The organism is Pseudogemmobacter sonorensis, assembly GCF_042762395.1.
Classification (GTDB): domain Bacteria; phylum Pseudomonadota; class Alphaproteobacteria; order Rhodobacterales; family Rhodobacteraceae; genus Pseudogemmobacter; species Pseudogemmobacter sonorensis.
The window spans coordinates 20,316-35,793 of record NZ_JBEFZE010000037.1; the positions used below are offsets into that span (position 1 = coordinate 20,316).

Below are 15,478 nucleotides of genomic sequence, written 5' to 3' on the forward strand. Positions count from 1 at the left end.
GCCCGCCCGAAGGTGGTCGAGTGAGTGCTTTGGCCGGGACTTCTGCTGCGACTGCAAGCAACTCGGCCATGCTGCGGCGCGGTCGAAGCGGATTATGGGCTCCGAACAACATGTCGTGGGCAGAGAGCGGTGGGCGCCGTTGGTCATGCCCTTCCGCTCCCCGAGTTGGAAAGGCTCGGCCCAGAGCCGCCCGTCGCACTCCCATGCTGGGTGAACGCATTCCCCGAAACTGCCGTGACGGGCACCGCGGCGGAATCCTGGCCAGAATGGCCACTCTGCGGGGCGGAACGGGCCTTCGATGGCCGCCCTTGTGCAACCTTCCATCCGTTTCCGGCACCTGCCTGCTGTCATTTGGCGTGATAGTGTCTTAGTGACGGCGAAACGATTCAGGTCAGACAATGCGAACTCATTATGCCGCTCTTCTCGCTCTCATGATCGCCACCGGATGCGCGGTCGGTTCCGGTGCAGTGGTCAAGGGCGTCGGGCCGGACGACCTTCTGAAGCTTCGCGAAGGTCCCGGCCTCGACCACGACATCATCATCGGCCTGCCCGACGGAACGCGCCTCACCCGCCAGAACTGCGTCACGAATAACGGCAAGGTCTGGTGCAAAGTCTCGCTCACCGACAGGCTTGGTATCTCGGGTTACGTATCGGCGGACTATCTCGCGCACCGCTGACAGCGGATCGGTGCGAAGCGGACGGGCAGGCGCAGTTTTCGCTGCGAGGCCGCATTCCCGAAAGCTGTCGCTTGGACGCGATGCAGCGAAGGGGCGGCCGATGATGTCGCGGTGCAGGGCGGAAGCGGCCATTGCCGAACAGGCTGCGGCGCCCCCGGAGGCGCGCCGCAGCCTGTTCGGCAGCGTGTATGGACCGCCTTGATCCGGGCCCGGCCGATCGCATTGGCGCCCGCCAGGGCGTTGCTCGCCTCTGCGGGCAGGTCCAGCGCCTCGACGGCCAGGGCATGGACGGGGAAGATGTAGCGATGCACCTCGCCCGGCGGCGGGCAGGCGCCGCCAAAGCCCGCCACACCATGGTCGTTTGCCAGTTCGATCGCGCCACCCCCCAGAGAACCGCTGGCGCCCGACGGAAGCTCGGTGACGGTCGCGGAAATGTTCACGACAGCTCAGTGTCACCAGCCCGCGCCCGTTGGGGCGTCCGAGTCTTAGGCCGTGACCGCGAAGCTCTTCGTACCTTCGGGTGCGCCCGACCATGCAAGCGGGGAGGTGTTGCCACCTTCGCAGCCGAAGCCCGCGGACAGCTGATTACCGGAAAGCTGAACGCCTTCGGCAATCGACGTGCTGGTAAGTGCGAAATCCTGCGCAGAGGCCGGTATCGCCGGCAGCGCGGCTCCGGCGCAGACAAGAGCAGTGATGAAATGCTTATCCCGGTCCTTTCCTTCTTCGGGGAAGTCCCGGGAATACACCCGCCCGGCGGGGCATGCTTTCGGCGAACGGTCAAAGACTGTCGAAAATCGCTCATTCACCGGGCGATCGGATCGATTTCGGCGGTATTCCGAAGCGTTTTCTAATGAATCGCTGAAATGCGACGGCGTTCCGAAGCCGCAGTCCAGCGCGATGCGGGAGATGGGCGGATCGGACGTCTGAAGCAGGCCCAGCCCGCGTTCGAGACGCGCATTGTGTAGGATCTTCGCGAAACCCTGGCCGGAACCGGCCAGGCAGCGGCGCAATGTCGCTTTGCTCATGACGAAATGCTGCGCGACCTCTGATATGCGCCACGGGTGGCTGAGATCGGCTTCCAGAAGCCGCCGCAGCCGGCTGACCGGCTGGCTGTCCTGCGGCGGGGCCAGGTCGATGCCGTGGTGGCGCAGCCAGATCAGCGGTTCCAACAGGCGATGGCGGCGGATCGGGGACGGCGGACCAGCCCGTCCCGAGTGCTATACGAATGCCGGTCAGAATCGACAGAGCCGCAGCGGGACGCATGATCTCTGTCAGCAACTGAAGGCGTGTTGCGCCGAATGTCCGCGCCGCGCGGATCTGGCTTTCGTTGGCGGCGCGCACCCCGGCAACGGTCGAGATCACGATCGGGGCAAGCGGCGATGCCGATGACCAGAACCTAGGACACCTCGCCGATCCCATACCAGATCACGATCAAAGGCAGATAGGCGCGCGGCGGCGGCGGGCGGATAAATTCGATCACCGGGTCGAGAATGCCGCGACCGATGCGCGGCGTGACGATCAGCACTGCGGCCGGGATTCCGGCCAGCATCGTGAAAAACAGCGCGGAAAGCACCCGGCCAATGCTGGCGCCGATGTGGTCCCACAGGCTGGCACCGGCGTAGCCGTTGGTCGCGGCGCAGACGAGGGCGGCCCAGCCCCAGCCGGGCGACGGCAGGAAAATCGCAGAGGTCCTCCCGGGTGGAGGCGACCCACCAAGGAGCGACCAGAGCCAGAACCGTCACCACGCCGGTCGCCGAAGATCAGCCCGCTATTGCGCGCCGGGCGGCGGGCGGAACGGCGGGCGGATTGCGGCCCTCAATGGTCTCATGGGTGATGCGGCCTCTCGATGATAGATTGCGTCGATCGGGCGCTCACGCGCAGCGATAAAGCCGGGTTTCCCAGGCCGCGGCGATCTCTTGCCGACGCAGGTTCAGCAGGTTCACTTCCGAGGCCGGAATGCCCCAGTGCTTCAGCCTGGCCAACAGCGAGTAATACGCGGTCGAGACGAAGGGCGTGGTGATCTTCTTGCCCCTGAGATCTGCCGGATCGGTGATCCCCTTGACGGCAAAGCCGTAGCCACCACTTACACCTTGTTCGAATACCGCCAGGCTCAATCACGCATGCCCTCGCCAGCGGGCTCGGGCCGGTGGCGCCGCGCTGGCTTGATCGTGGCGCTGCCGGGACGAATTCGTCCCGGCAGCCTTCCACTCCAAGGAAGGCGCACCGACAAACCGTGGGATCAAGCAGATAGCGACCTGGCCTCGCGGCGCTGGTGCTGCACCTCGGGGTCGGGGTCGAGACCGGCGGCCAGGAGCGCCCGGGTATAAGGCTGGCGGGGGCTGTCGAAGATCTGGCGCACGGTGCCCATCTCGACGACGCGACCCTTCTGCATCACCATCACATGATCGGCGAAATCGCGCACCACCGGCAGATCATGGGCGATGAAGACGAAGCTGATCCCCAGCCGTTTGCGCAGATCGTCCAGCAGCGCGATCACCTGCGCCTGGACCGACACGTCCAGCGCCGAAACCGCCTCGTCGCAGATGATCAACTCCGGCTCCAGCGCCAGGGCGCGCGCGATGGCGATCCGCTGGCGCTGCCCGCCGGAAAACTGGTGCGGATAGCGGCTGGCCATCTGGGGTTTCAGCCCGACCTGGGTCAGCAGCTCAGCCACGCGGGCCTTCCACCTGTCGCGCGGCAGGATGCCGGGATGGATGATCCAGGCCTCGGTGATCAGTTGCCAGACCGTCATGCGCGGGTTCAGGGATTGCGTCGGATCCTGAAACACCATCTGCAAATCGCGGCGCAGGGCAAAAAGATCTGCGGCAGACATGGCAAAGAGGTCGCGGCCCTTCCACAGCGCCTGCCCGCCGGAGGGTTCTTCCAGCCGCAGAAGCATCTTGGCCACGGTCGACTTGCCCGAGCCGGATTCCCCGACGATGGCGAGCGTCTCCCCCGGCATCAGATCGAACGAGACCTCATGCACGGCGGTGAACTCGCCATAGACCTTGCGCGCGCCGCGCACTGACAGGACGGGCGTCGCGGCGGGCAGGGGGTCATGCATCTCGCCCTTGCCGGGCGCGGCGCCGATCAGCTTCTTCGTATAGGGATGGGCGGGGTTGCGATAGACCTGCAGGGTCCCGCCGGTCTCGACGATCTCACCCGCATTCATGACCACCACCCGGTCGGCGATCTCGGCCACGACGCCGAGATCATGGGTGATGATCAGGATGCCCATGCCGGTTTCCTGCTGCAACTCTTCCAGCAGGGCCAGAACCTCGGCCTGGACCGTCACGTCCAGCGCGGTAGTGGGTTCATCGGCGATCAGCAGCACCGGGCGCAGCGCCAGCGCCATGGCGATCATCAGCCGCTGGCGCTGCCCGCCGGAAAACTGGTGCGGGTACTTCCTCAGCGCCGCCTCGGGCTCGGGGATGCCCACCCGCGACAAGAGACGCAGCGCCTCGGCGCGGGCCTCGGGTTTCGGGGTGCCATGGGCAGTCATGGTCTCTTCGATCTGCCAGCCCACGGTATAGACCGGGTTCAGATGCGACAGCGGATCTTGGAAGATCATGGCGATGCGTTTGCCGTTGACCTCGCGCCGCTGCGCCTTGGTCAGGCTCAGCAGGTCGCGCCCTTCGAACAGGATCTGCCCGGAGGTGATCCGACCCGGCGGCATATCGATCAGATCCATGATCGCCGAGGACGAGACCGATTTCCCCGAGCCGCTTTCACCCAGAATGGCCAGGGTCTCTCCCCGGTTCAGGCTGAAGCTGACATCGCGCACGGCATGAACGGTGCCGGCGGCGGTGTGGAACTCGACCGAGAGGTTCTTCACCTCAAGCAACGGATCAGCCATTCTTGCGCCCCCTCATTTCCAGACGCCAGCGCTGCACCGGATCCAGCGCGATCCGCATCCAGCCCGACACCAGCGTCAAGGACAGCGTGGTCAGGATGATGGCCAGGCCCGGCCAGAACGACAGCCACCAGGCCGTGGTCAGATATTGCCGCCCCTGCGAAATCATCAGGCCCCAGGTGATCTCGGGCGGCTGGATGCCGATGCCCAGGAAGGACAGACTGCTTTCGGCCAGCATTACGAAGGCGAAATCCAGCGTGGCGATGGTCATCAGCGTAGGCAGCACCACCGGCAGGATATGGCGGAACATGATCCGCCGGGGGCTGGCGCCCATCACCTGCGCGGCCTGAACGAACATGCGTTCACGAATCTCGAGCACCTCGGCGCGCGTGGTGCGCAGGTAAACCGGGATCCGGGTGATCGCCAGCACGATGACCAGATTCAGGATCGAAGGGCCCAGGATGTAGAGCACGATCACCGCCAGCAAGAGCGACGGGAAGGACATGATCACATCGGCCAGCCGCATGATGACCTGCCCGGTGCGCTTGCCCGCATAGCCCGCGAACAGGCCAAGAGTGGTGCCGATCATGGCCGAGAAGACCACAGCCCCCGCCGCCACCGCCATGGTGTTCTGGGTGGCGACGATGATGCGCGCCAGAAGGGGCCTGCCAAGCGCATCGGAGCCCAGCGCCCAGACCCATCCGCGCTCCCACTCGAACGGCGGGGCGTTGCGGCCGCGCAGGTTCTGCTTTTGCGCCAGATCGTTCAGCCAGGCGGGGCCGATCAGCGCCAGCACGATAACCACGGTCAGGAAGATCACCGCCACAAGGGCGAATTTGTCGGCAAGAAGCATCCGCCCCATGCGGCGCAGGAAACCCGGCTCGTCGGGCATTGTGTCGATATGGGCCATTGTCCGCGCCCCCTAATGCCGGATCCGCGGATCAAGCGCGGCATAGGCCAGGTCGATCAGCAGGTTCATGATGAAGATGGCGAGAGCGGTGATCATGATCGCCGCCAGAACCACGTTGAAATCGCGTTGCAGGATGGCGTCGATCATCAGCTTGCCGACACCGGGAAAGCCAAAGATGAACTCGATCACCACGGCGCCGTTCAGCAGGGCCGCCGCCTGGTCGCCGATGACGGTGATGACCGGCAGCATGGCGTTGCGCAGCGCATGGACGAAGATGATCGGGCGCGACTTGACACCCTTGGCGCGGGCGGTCTTCACATAGGCCGAAGACAGCGCGGTCAGCATGGATCCGCGCACCACCTGCACGATCAGGCCAAAGGGGCGGATGAACAGCACGGCGACCGGCATCACCCAATGCCAGACCGTGCCCGTGCCCGAGGTCGGCAGCCAGCCAAGGCCTACCGAAAAGACCACGATGGCCACGATGGCCACCCAGAAATCCGGCGCCGAGGCCCCGATCAGCGAGGTCAGCGAGGCCACCCGGTCAAAGAACCCGCCCGCGCGGAACGCCGCCAGCGAGCCGACGACGATGGCCGCCACCGTGACCAGCACCATGGTGATCAGGGCCAGTTGCAGCGTCCAGACAAAGGCCTCGGCCACCACGTCGAAGGCGGGTCGGGCCTTGCGGATCGAATCGCCGAAATCCAGATGCAGAAGATCCCAGACATAGCGCCCGAACTGTACCAGCACGGGATCATTCAGCCCGTGAACCTCTCGGAATTGCTGGCGCATTTCCTCGGATGCCTCGGACGGCAGATACAGGGCAGCCGGGTCGCCCGTCAGACGGGACAGGAAGAAGACCGCGACGACCAGGCCAACCAGCGAAATCAGGCTGGCAATCGACCTTTGACGGATGAAAGTCCACATTGGGCGCTCCGGGAAGGGGGCGGCGGGCGCGCGGGACAGTCCCGCGCACCCGAAGGGATCAGACCGGCTGCTTATTTGAACTGGATGTCCGAGAGCGGCAGTTGCGAATTGGTCGCCATGGTCGGGGTCCAGTCAAGACGCTCGCTGACGCGGCTGAAGCCGACCATGTGGAACAGCAGAAGATCGGCCACCACATCATTGTGCAGATAGGCCTGAAGCTCTTTCCACAGGGCGACACGCTCGTCTCCGGTCGCCGCCTGGGCGCGGGTGATCAGGTCATCGACCTTGGGGTCAGCAATGCCCGACTGGCGGCCATCCGAGGCGTATTTGAAATACATCGAGAACGAGGGGTCGCCGCGCGAATTGTCATGCATGGCGACAACCATCATCGGGCCCCGGCCTTCGGGATAGGGCTTCGAGTAAAGCTGCTCGAACTCGGCCACTTCGTAGAACTGCACCGCGACGGTGAAGCCCACCTCCTGCAGCATCTGCTGGATGGCTTCCAGGATCTCGACATTGTTCGGGAAGTTGGCGGTGCGGCCGATCAGGCTGATCGGGGTGTCGACGGCGACCCCATCGGCCCGGGCCTCATCCAGAAGCCTCCTCGCTTCGTCGGGGTCGAAGTCCCAGACCTCGACATTCTCATCCCAGCCCAGGGTGGGCGGCGGATAGACGGCCGTGGCCAGCAGGGCGCCCTCGGGCAGCAGCGTGCCGATGAAGGCCGAACGCTCCACCGCCAGGTTCAGCGCCTTGCGCACGCGGATGTCGTCCAGCGGCGCGACCGAGTGGTCAAGGCGGGCATAGACCGTCTCGCTGTCGAGATACGAGAAGTCGGTGGCCGGGTTGGTAGCGTCCAGCGCGGCGATCGAGGGGGCGATATCCGCCTCGCCGGTGGCGACCATGGCGGCGCGCACGGCGGGATCGGGACGGAAGAGATAGGTCGCCTGGGTGACGACCGGCTTTTCGCCCCAGTAATCGGCGCGCTCGGTCAGCACGATCTGCTGGCCCGGCGTCCAGTCGGTCAGCGCGTAGGGGCCGGTGCCGATGGGGTTGCGGATGAACTCGACGGGGGTTTCCTCGGGCACGATGGAAACCAGCGTCAGCAGCAGTGGCAGGATCGGCTGCACCGGATCAGCCTTGAACTCGATCGTCAGATCGTCGATCACCTCGGCGGTCAGCGTCATGCCGCCGAAATAGCGCGGCGTCTCGCAGGTGATGGCCGGGTTCATCGCCCGGTCGAACGAATGTTTCACATCCTTGGCGTCAAAGGTCGTGCCGTCCGAGAAGGTCACGCCCGGGCGCAGCTTGAACCGCCAGGCGCCGTCAGCGGTCTGCTCCCAGCTCTCGGCCAGTTGCGGCTGCAGGCCCGAGCCGCCGCGCACATCCAGCTTGACCAGGGATTCATTGATATTGCCGATGATCACGCGCCCGATGTTCGAGCGGGTGGACATGCAGGGTTCCAGCAGGTCGACCTCTTCGTTGAGGACGATCCTGACGCCGGTATCCTGGGCCATTGCCGGGGTCAGCAGGGCCGAGGCGGCAAGTGCCCCCCAGATCCCCCCGATGATCGTTGAAGTCTTCAGCATGTCTCTCCTCCCTTGGCGAGTGTGAAGCGGTTGGTTCAGTCTCTTGCGCGCCGAGAGGCCCGCGAAGCGATCAGGGCGGCGGCACAGATCAGCGCGCCCCCCACCCAGGTGGCCGGATTGGCGATCTCTCCGAACAGCAGCCAGCCCAGCGCGGCCACCAGCGGCAGCCGCAGGAAATCCACAGGCGCGACGATCGAGGCATCGGCCAGGCTGAAGGCATGGGTCATCAGCCCCATGCAAAGCGCGCCCAGCACGCCCTGCACCGCCAGCAGCCCCATCTGCCAACCCGAGGGCCAGCTCAGAAACGGCAGCGCCAGGACCAGCGCCATCGGCACGGTCAGGAACAGGTTCCACAGGACCAGCGTGATCGTCCTGTCGCCCGAGGACATGCTTTTCAGCATTAACTGGATCACGGCCTGCACCACCGCGCCGGTCAGCGCGAACCCCATGGCCAGGGTGACCCCCGCCCCGGCCGGGCTGACGACCAGCATCGTGCCGACAAAGCCCACCGCCAGCGCCAGAAGCTTCAGGGGCCCCAGGCGCTCGCCCAACATCAGGGCGGCGCCGATCACCACGAAGATCGGCGAGGTGAAGGCGATGGCCGTCACATCGGTCAGCGGGCCCCGCGCGAAGGCGGCGAAGAAACAGGCCAGCGCCACCAGCTTCAGCCCGGCGCGCAGGATATGCTGGCGCAGCGGATAGGCGGTCTTCATCAGATCGGTGCGCAAAAGCGCGACGGGCGCCACGGCCAGCGCGCCGAACACGGCCCGGCTGAAAGTGATGGTCAGGGGATGGACGCCGCCATCCAGGGCGCGCACGATGGCCGCATCCACCGCCGACAATGCCGCGCCCATGGCGGCAAAGCCGACCGCAAGCGCGGCGCCTCCTGCAGAATTGCCCGTCCGGGTCATGCCCCCTCCGATTCCGCGGCGCTCCCCGACCGACGGATGAGGGGAACCATGTTATGGACCACAAAGTTTGTCAACAAACTTATCAGCTTCAGAACAACAAGATGCATCAATGTCATTTATCATATTGATAATAATATATATATTTTGATCATTTGCAGTCAAGCCATGAAAAACAACATCATTCAACTTGACAACTTATTAAATCTGCCGATCTTCGGGATGTGTCTGCAGCGGGAGGAACGCATGAGGCCGGAGGAGATTGCCGCCCGGATGACCGGGGGTCTTGCGAAGGTCGCACCGGGCCGGGACGAGGCATTCCTGCCCTCTCCCATGATCCAGAACCACGAGGCATTCCTGTCGCTTGCGGCGGATGGCGCACTGATCTGCGCCTGGTTCGGCGGCACGCTGGAAGGCAAGTCCGACATCTCGATCCATGGCTCGGTGCTGTTGCCCGGCGCCGCCTCCTGGGGCCCCGCGCAGGTTCTCAGCCACGATCCGCTGCATTCCGAACAGAACCCGGTGATCTTCGCGCCACCCGGGGGCGGGCTCTGGCTCTTCCATACCTCGCAGCCCTCGGGCAATCAGGATGAATGCCGGATCCGCATGGCGCCCTTGAGTCGCGACGGCCTGACCCTGACCGCAGGCGAGGGCCGCTTCCTCGACCTGCCGCGAGGCTGTTTCGTGCGCGCGCCCCTGGTGGTGCGCGAGGATGGCGCATGGCTCCTGCCGATCTTCCGTTGCGTGCAGCGCTCCGGCCAGCGCTGGAACGGCAGCCACGACACCGCGAATGTCGGCGTTTCGCATGACCGGGGCGCCACCTGGGTGCTGGAGGATGTGCCCGCGTCAACCGGCTCGGTGCATATGAGCCCGGTCGCGCTGGATCGGGGCCGGATGGCGGCCTTCTACCGGCGGCGGCAGTCGGATTTCGTCCATCGCTCGGACAGTCTGGACGGCGGACACACATGGGCGGCACCTGTGGCCACCGATGTGCCCAACAACAATTCCTCGATTGCCACGATCCGCCTGCGCGATGGCCGCATCGCCATGATCGGCAATCCGGTCAATGCCGCCATGTCAACCGACCGCCGCGCCTCGCTTTACGATGAGCTGGACGGCGCCGATACCCGCCCCGATGCCGATCCCGAGGGCGGCTGCGCGCCGATCTGGAGCGTGCCGCGCGCGCCCGTGGCCGTCTGCCTGTCGGCGGACGGCGGCAAGACCTTCCCCGTCCGCCTGCTGGTCGAGGACGGGCCAGGCACCTGCACCTCGAATGATTCAATCGACGGGCGCAACAAGGAAATGTCCTATCCCTGGCTGATTGAGGCGCCGGACGGCACCCTGCATCTGGCCTATACCTACCATCGTCGCGCCATAAAGCACGTCCGGCTGGCGCCGGGCTGGGAAACGCGCCTACCGGAGATCACAGCATGAGCGACATCATCGGCATCACCATGGGCGACCCCGCCGGGGTCGGCCCGGAAATCAGCATCAAGGCCCTGGCCGAAATGTCCGCCGAAGACCGGGCCCGCACCCTGATCTACGGCAATCTCGCCACACTCGAGGCCGCGAAAGCCGCCGTCGGCGCCGATGTCGATCTGGCTGGCCGGGTGGTGAACATCGATTACGAGGGCGCCCCCCTGCCCTGGGGCAAGCTGTCGCCGGTGGCCGGGGACGCCGCCTTCAAATTCATCGAAAAGGCGGTGCGCGACGCCGAGGCCGACAAGATCGGCTGCATCGTCACCGCCCCCATCAACAAGGAGGCGCTGAATGCCGCCGGCCATCACTATGACGGCCACACCGGCATGCTGCGCAGCCTGACCGGATCGAAAGCGGCCTATATGCTGCTGGCCTCGGACCGGCTGAAGGTGATCCACGTCTCCACCCATGTCTCGCTGCAAGAGGCGATCCGGCGCTCGACGACCGAGCGCGTGCTGGCCACCATCCGCGCCGGCAACGCGCATCTGAAACGCATCGGCATCGCCGCGCCGCGCATCGCGGTCGCGGGCATCAACCCCCATTGCGGCGAGAACGGCCTGTTCGGCACCGAGGATGACGACCAGATCGCCCCGGCGGTGAAGCTTGCCCAGGCCGAGGGGATCGACGCCAAGGGTCCGATCTCGGCCGATACCGTCTTTCACCGTGCCTATAACGGCGCCTTCGATCTGGTGGTCGCGCAGTATCACGACCAGGGCCATATTCCGATCAAGCTGGTGGCCTTCGACGATGCGGTGAACGTCTCGGTCGAATTGCCGATCGACCGCACCTCGGTGGATCACGGGACCGCGTTCGACATCGCCGGCAAGGGGCTAGCCAATCACGGCAACATGCTCTCGGCCATCGCCTATGCCCGCAAGCTGGTTTCCGGAGGAGCCAAATGAGTTTCGCAATCGAAGGCGTTTATTGCGCCGCCGCCACCCCGCTGAAGACCGACGGCACGCCGGATCTCGACCTCTTCGGCAAGCACACCAGGGCCCTGATCGAGGAAGGCTGCCACGGTATCGCCATGCTGGGATCCACCGGCGAGGCCAGCAGTTTCGGCGTGCGCGAGCGCATGGATCTGGTCGAGGCCGCGATCGAGGGCGGCACCCTGCCCGGTCAGCTTCTGCCCGGCACTTCCTCGAACTCTGTCACCGATGCGGTCGAGATGACGCGCCATGCGGTGCAGGCCGGGGTCAAGGGCGTGGTCATGCTGCCGCCGTTCTACTACACCGCTTTTTCCGATGAGAGCCTCTTCCGCTTCTATGCCTCGATCATCGAGAAGGTGAATGACGACCGGCTGAAGATCGTCCTCTACCACATCCCGCTGCTGACCGGCGTGCCGATCAGCCATTCGCTGATCGAGATGCTGGTCAGGGCCTTCCCCGACACGGTGGTGGGGATCAAGGATTCGGACGGCAAGATCGAGAACATGCATGCAATCTCGGTCCGCTTCCCCGGATTCGGCGTGCTGGCCGGGGCCGATCCCCTGCTGCTGCCGGTTCTGCAGGGCGGCGGTGCGGGCTGCATCACCGCCAGCTCCAACCTTGTCGCGCGGGAATTACGGTTGGTCTATGACCACTGGGATGGTCCGGCCAAGGCCGAGGAGGTCAAGGCCGCGCAGGATGTGATCGTGGCCTGGCGCAACCTGACGAACAGCTACACCCAACTGCCCACCGTCAAGACCATGCTGGCCAAGCGGCGCGGCGATCTGGGCTGGCTGAACGTGCATCCGCCCTTCTCGCCGCTGTCGCAGTCCGAAGCCGAGAAGGTCTGGTCCACGATGGACGCGCTGGAGGGCCGGGCATGAGCCTGTCGCGCGTCATCACGCTACATCAGCCGAAGCGGCTGGAGATCGGCGCCGATGCTTCGGCGCGGGTCGGCGAATGGGCGGGGGATATCGGCACGGTGCTGGTCGTCGCCTCGCCCCATACCGCCGGTTTCATCGACCGGCTGGGCCTGAGGGGCAAGGTCTCGGTGTTCGATGGCATCCCGGGCGAGCCCGACATTGCGACCTTCGAGGCCGCAATGGCCGCCGCCCGTGCCGCCCGCCCCGATCTGGTGGTGGGCCTGGGAGGCGGGTCGGTCCTCGACGTGGCCAAGCTGGTCGCGGCTCTGTGGGACGGCGATCAGACGCTGGCCGACGTGGCCGGGCCGAACAGGGTCGCCGGGCGCCGCACGGCGCTGGCGCAGGTCGCCACCACTGCCGGAACCGGGTCCGAGGCCGGGATCCGCGCCCTGATCACCGACCCGGGCAAGGGCAACAAGATCGCGGTCGAAAGTCCCTGGCTGATCGCCGATCTGGCGGTGCTGGACCCCAGGCTGACCTTCTCGGTTCCGCCCGCCGTCACCGCCGCCACCGGGATCGACGCCATGGCGCATTGCGTCGAGGCCTTCACCAACAGGAACGCGCATCCGGTGATCGACGGTTATGCCCTCATGGGGATCGAGCTGGTCGGCAGGTATCTGGCGCGCGCCGTCAAGGATGGCACCGATACCGAAGCGCGCGAGGGCATGATGCTGGCCAGCTTCTACGGCGGTATCTGCCTTGGCCCGGTCAATACCGCCGCGGGCCACGCGCTGGCTTACCCTCTGGGCACACTTTTGCACCTGCCGCACGGGCTGGCCAATGCCATCATCTTCCCGCATGTGCTGGCCTTCAACCAGGGCGTGGCCCCGGACAAGACCGCCAAGGTGGCGGCGGCCCTTGGTCTTGACAAGGCGCCGGATCTGCTGGCCGCCGCGCATGCGTTCTGCGCAGGGTTGGGGGTCGAGATGCGGCTTGCCAATCACGGTGCGACCGAAGACCAACTGCCCCGCTTTGCCGCAGAGGCCCACGCGATCCGCCGCCTGATGGACAACAATCCGCGGGACATGTCGGTCGATGAGGTTCTGGCGATCTATCGCGCGGCCTTCTGAACCAGATCCGGCCGGGGCGCCCTCGGCCGAATTGCGCGGAATTTGACATTCCATGTTGCGAACGGGACCAAAAGCATAAACAGATCAACAGATACTGCAGCCAACAGGGTTTCCATCTTTCTGACATGTCGACGCTTTCGCCTGCCGGCCTTTGCATCATCGCAGACGACCTGACCGGCGCGCTGGATGCCGCCGCGCCCTTTGCCGGGCGCGGTCTCGACGTCGAGGTGGCCCTTTCGCCCGAGGCTCTGCCAGAAGCCCTGGCCGAGGCGCTCGGGCGCGGCGCCCCCGTGCTGGCCGTGACCACCGCCAGCCGGGAGATCCCCGCCCATCGGGCACGCGCCGCGCTGGCCCGCACCCGCGCGCTTCTGCCCCCGCAGGCCCGGGTCTTCAAGAAGATCGACTCGCGGATGAAGGGCCATGTCGAGGCCGAGCTGTCGGCCCTCGCTCCCCGGCATTTGCTGGTGGCCCCCGCCATTCCTGATTTCGGCCGACTGGTGCAGGACGGGCATGTCACCGGCTTTGGCGTCGATCAGCCGATCCCGGTGGCCGGGGCCCTTGGCGCATTCGCGCCGCTTGCCACCATCCCCGACACCGCATCGGCGCAAGATATGCTGGCGGCGCTGGACGCCGCCCCCGCAGATGCCCTTCTGGTGGGCGCCAAAGGGCTGGCCGAGGCGCTGGCGATCCGCCTCAGCGGCCAGCAGGGCGCGCGCCCTGCCCGCCCGGTGGCGCGCGCCGCCCTTGCCGCAATCGGCTCGACCGATCCGATCACGCTGGCGCAGGTGCAGGCCTTGCGCGCCGCGGGCGGGGTCGATTGGCGGGGCGCCCCCCTGGGCCGACTGCCCGGTTCCGCGCGCGGCCCCCTGGGTGCGCTGACGCTGGTGCAGGCCATGCCCGGAGACCAGCCTGCTTCCGGCGAAGAGGTGGCGGCCGCGCTGACCGCCAGCCTGCATCCGGGCCTGACCATGCAGGCCGATCTCCTCTTCCTGACCGGCGGCGCCACTGCGGAAGCGGTGCTGTCGGCCATGGGTCTGCGCCATATGAACCTGGTGGGAGAGGTCTTCCCCGGCGTGCCGCTGGCCCGGCGCGGCGCCCTGTCGATCATCACCAAATCCGGCGGTTTCGGCGGGCCCGACCTGCTTGCCGATCTGGCCGCCCTTTTGCGAGGCCCCAGCGATGTCTGACAGCGGAAACGGCCGACGCAGCTTGGCGGATGTGGTCTATGAGCGGCTGCAACGCTCGATCAAATCGGGCGCCTACCGCCCCGAGGAACGGCTGCCGACGGAACATGACCTGGCCGCCGAGTTCGAGGTTTCCCGCCCCATCGTGCGCGAAGCCCTGAAGCGGCTGCGCGAACGCGGGCTGATCTATTCGCGGCGCGGCGCGGGCAGTTTCGTCCGTTCGATCGGGCTGAAACAACCTTTGGGCTTCGGCCAGTTGGAGAATGTCTCGGACCTGCTGAACTGCTACGAGTTCCGCATCACGCTGGAACCCGAGGCCGCCGCCCGCGCCGCCGAACGCCATGACCAGGCCCGGCTCGATGACATCGCCCGCGCGCTGGAGCTGATGCGAGACGCCACCAACCGCCAGTCGCACCGCGAGGATGCCGATTTCCAGTTTCATCTGGCCATCGCCCTGGCCGCCGAAAACAGCTATTTCTCGACGGCGATGGAGGCCCTGAAGGACCATATCGCGGTGGGCATGCGGTTTCACGGGGCCTCGGTCAAGCGTGAGGCCAGCGGGCTGGCGCGGGTCTTCGACGAACATGCCGCCATCCATGAGGCGATCCGCAACCGCGACGGGGCGGGGGCCCGCCAGTTGATGACGCGGCACCTGATCGGCTCACGCGAACGCCTGTTCGAGAAACGTCGGCCCGACGGGGCGCTGGTCGCGGACCCCATCGCGGCCGACTGATCGCCCCTCCTCGGATGGTGATGTTCAGACGCCACCATCCCTGCCCGACGATGAACGCCGCATGCTGCGAACGGCGGAAGGCGCAGGTCGCGCCCAACTCGGTCGGCGTGCCGTAAGCGACAGGCCGGTTCCGGGCCTCTTCCATCGGTTCAGCCGCGGCCTTGCGGTCCTGGATGGTGCCGCGCAGCCGCGCGCCCAGTTCCGCCGCGCTGAAATGCACGTCCAGATGCGCCAGCCTGCCGGATCTGCGAAAGCCCGAGCGCGTGGGGACCCCCGCGGGGATGAAGGCGATCCGCACCGGC

Annotated in this window: 16 protein-coding genes and 1 pseudogene; 7 read left to right on the plus strand and 10 right to left on the minus strand. The window is 66.2% G+C overall.

Annotated elements, in window-relative coordinates:
• The first annotated feature begins 398 nt into the window (after positions 1 to 398).
• On the plus strand, positions 399 to 677 hold the full coding sequence (locus ABNX41_RS18825) for an SH3 domain-containing protein (RefSeq protein ID WP_438671236.1): 279 nt from the start codon (positions 399 to 401) through the stop codon (positions 675 to 677).
• Here the strand turns inward: ABNX41_RS18825 and ABNX41_RS18830 are convergent.
• The 10 genes and pseudogenes from ABNX41_RS18830 to ABNX41_RS18875 form a co-directional block, all read right to left on the minus strand.
• The gene (locus ABNX41_RS18830) at positions 659 to 1,117 is read right to left on the minus strand and encodes a YbhB/YbcL family Raf kinase inhibitor-like protein (protein WP_438671237.1); all 459 of its coding nucleotides are present in this window, start codon (positions 1,115 to 1,117) and stop codon (positions 659 to 661) included. The two genes, ABNX41_RS18825 and ABNX41_RS18830, sit on opposite strands and share 19 nt — an antisense overlap.
• A 45-nt stretch (positions 1,118 to 1,162) precedes the next feature.
• On the minus strand, positions 1,163 to 1,846 hold the full coding sequence (locus ABNX41_RS18835) for a helix-turn-helix domain-containing protein (protein ID WP_438671238.1): 684 nt from the start codon (positions 1,844 to 1,846) through the stop codon (positions 1,163 to 1,165).
• 88 nt (positions 1,847 to 1,934) lie between these two features.
• Positions 1,935 to 2,096, minus strand: a pseudogene (locus ABNX41_RS18840) (hypothetical protein); the annotation flags it as partial.
• Positions 2,074 to 2,250: an ABC transporter permease gene (locus tag ABNX41_RS18845; RefSeq protein WP_438671239.1), complete on the minus strand. Its 177-nt coding sequence runs from the start codon at positions 2,248 to 2,250 to the stop codon at positions 2,074 to 2,076. The gene ABNX41_RS18845 and the pseudogene ABNX41_RS18840, both read right to left, overlap by 23 nt.
• A gap of 298 nt (positions 2,251 to 2,548) precedes the next feature.
• The gene (locus ABNX41_RS18850) at positions 2,549 to 2,791 is read right to left on the minus strand and encodes an ABC transporter substrate-binding protein (protein WP_438671240.1); all 243 of its coding nucleotides are present in this window, start codon (positions 2,789 to 2,791) and stop codon (positions 2,549 to 2,551) included.
• Positions 2,792 to 2,916: 125 nt separating this feature from the next.
• Positions 2,917 to 4,533: an ABC transporter ATP-binding protein gene (locus tag ABNX41_RS18855; RefSeq protein ID WP_438671241.1), complete on the minus strand. Its 1,617-nt coding sequence runs from the start codon at positions 4,531 to 4,533 to the stop codon at positions 2,917 to 2,919.
• Entirely contained in the window at positions 4,526 to 5,440 is a 915-nt protein-coding gene (locus ABNX41_RS18860) for an ABC transporter permease (RefSeq protein ID WP_438671242.1), read from the minus strand. Before ABNX41_RS18860 ends, ABNX41_RS18855 begins: the two co-directional genes overlap by 8 nt.
• A gap of 12 nt (positions 5,441 to 5,452) precedes the next feature.
• A complete protein-coding gene (locus ABNX41_RS18865) occupies positions 5,453 to 6,367 on the minus strand; it encodes an ABC transporter permease (protein WP_438671243.1) in 915 nt (304 codons plus the stop codon).
• A gap of 71 nt (positions 6,368 to 6,438) precedes the next feature.
• Complete coding sequence (locus ABNX41_RS18870; protein ID WP_438671244.1) at positions 6,439 to 7,953, minus strand: ABC transporter substrate-binding protein; 1,515 nt, start codon at positions 7,951 to 7,953, stop codon at positions 6,439 to 6,441.
• 35 nt (positions 7,954 to 7,988) lie between these two features.
• The gene (locus tag ABNX41_RS18875) at positions 7,989 to 8,864 is read right to left on the minus strand and encodes a DMT family transporter (protein ID WP_438671245.1); all 876 of its coding nucleotides are present in this window, start codon (positions 8,862 to 8,864) and stop codon (positions 7,989 to 7,991) included.
• A gap of 270 nt (positions 8,865 to 9,134) precedes the next feature.
• Between ABNX41_RS18875 and ABNX41_RS18880 the strand changes: the two genes are divergently transcribed.
• The 6 genes from ABNX41_RS18880 to ABNX41_RS18905 all read left to right on the plus strand — a co-directional run bounded on the left by ABNX41_RS18880 (position 9,135) and on the right by ABNX41_RS18905 (position 15,176).
• Complete coding sequence (locus tag ABNX41_RS18880; protein ID WP_438671246.1) at positions 9,135 to 10,295, plus strand: sialidase family protein; 1,161 nt, start codon at positions 9,135 to 9,137, stop codon at positions 10,293 to 10,295.
• Positions 10,292 to 11,242, plus strand: coding sequence for a 4-hydroxythreonine-4-phosphate dehydrogenase PdxA (gene pdxA, locus ABNX41_RS18885; RefSeq protein WP_438671247.1), 951 nt, complete (start codon positions 10,292 to 10,294; stop codon positions 11,240 to 11,242). The genes ABNX41_RS18880 and pdxA overlap by 4 nt, the downstream gene beginning before the upstream one ends.
• On the plus strand, positions 11,239 to 12,150 hold the full coding sequence (locus tag ABNX41_RS18890) for a dihydrodipicolinate synthase family protein (RefSeq protein WP_438671248.1): 912 nt from the start codon (positions 11,239 to 11,241) through the stop codon (positions 12,148 to 12,150). The genes pdxA and ABNX41_RS18890 overlap by 4 nt, the downstream gene beginning before the upstream one ends.
• Entirely contained in the window at positions 12,147 to 13,259 is a 1,113-nt protein-coding gene (locus ABNX41_RS18895) for an iron-containing alcohol dehydrogenase (protein ID WP_438671249.1), read from the plus strand. Before ABNX41_RS18890 ends, ABNX41_RS18895 begins: the two co-directional genes overlap by 4 nt.
• 125 nt (positions 13,260 to 13,384) lie before the next feature.
• Entirely contained in the window at positions 13,385 to 14,446 is a 1,062-nt protein-coding gene (locus ABNX41_RS18900; RefSeq protein WP_438671250.1) for a four-carbon acid sugar kinase family protein, read from the plus strand.
• Entirely contained in the window at positions 14,439 to 15,176 is a 738-nt protein-coding gene (locus ABNX41_RS18905; RefSeq protein WP_438671251.1) for a FadR/GntR family transcriptional regulator, read from the plus strand. Before ABNX41_RS18900 ends, ABNX41_RS18905 begins: the two co-directional genes overlap by 8 nt.
• Positions 15,177 to 15,478: the final 302 nt, after the last annotated feature.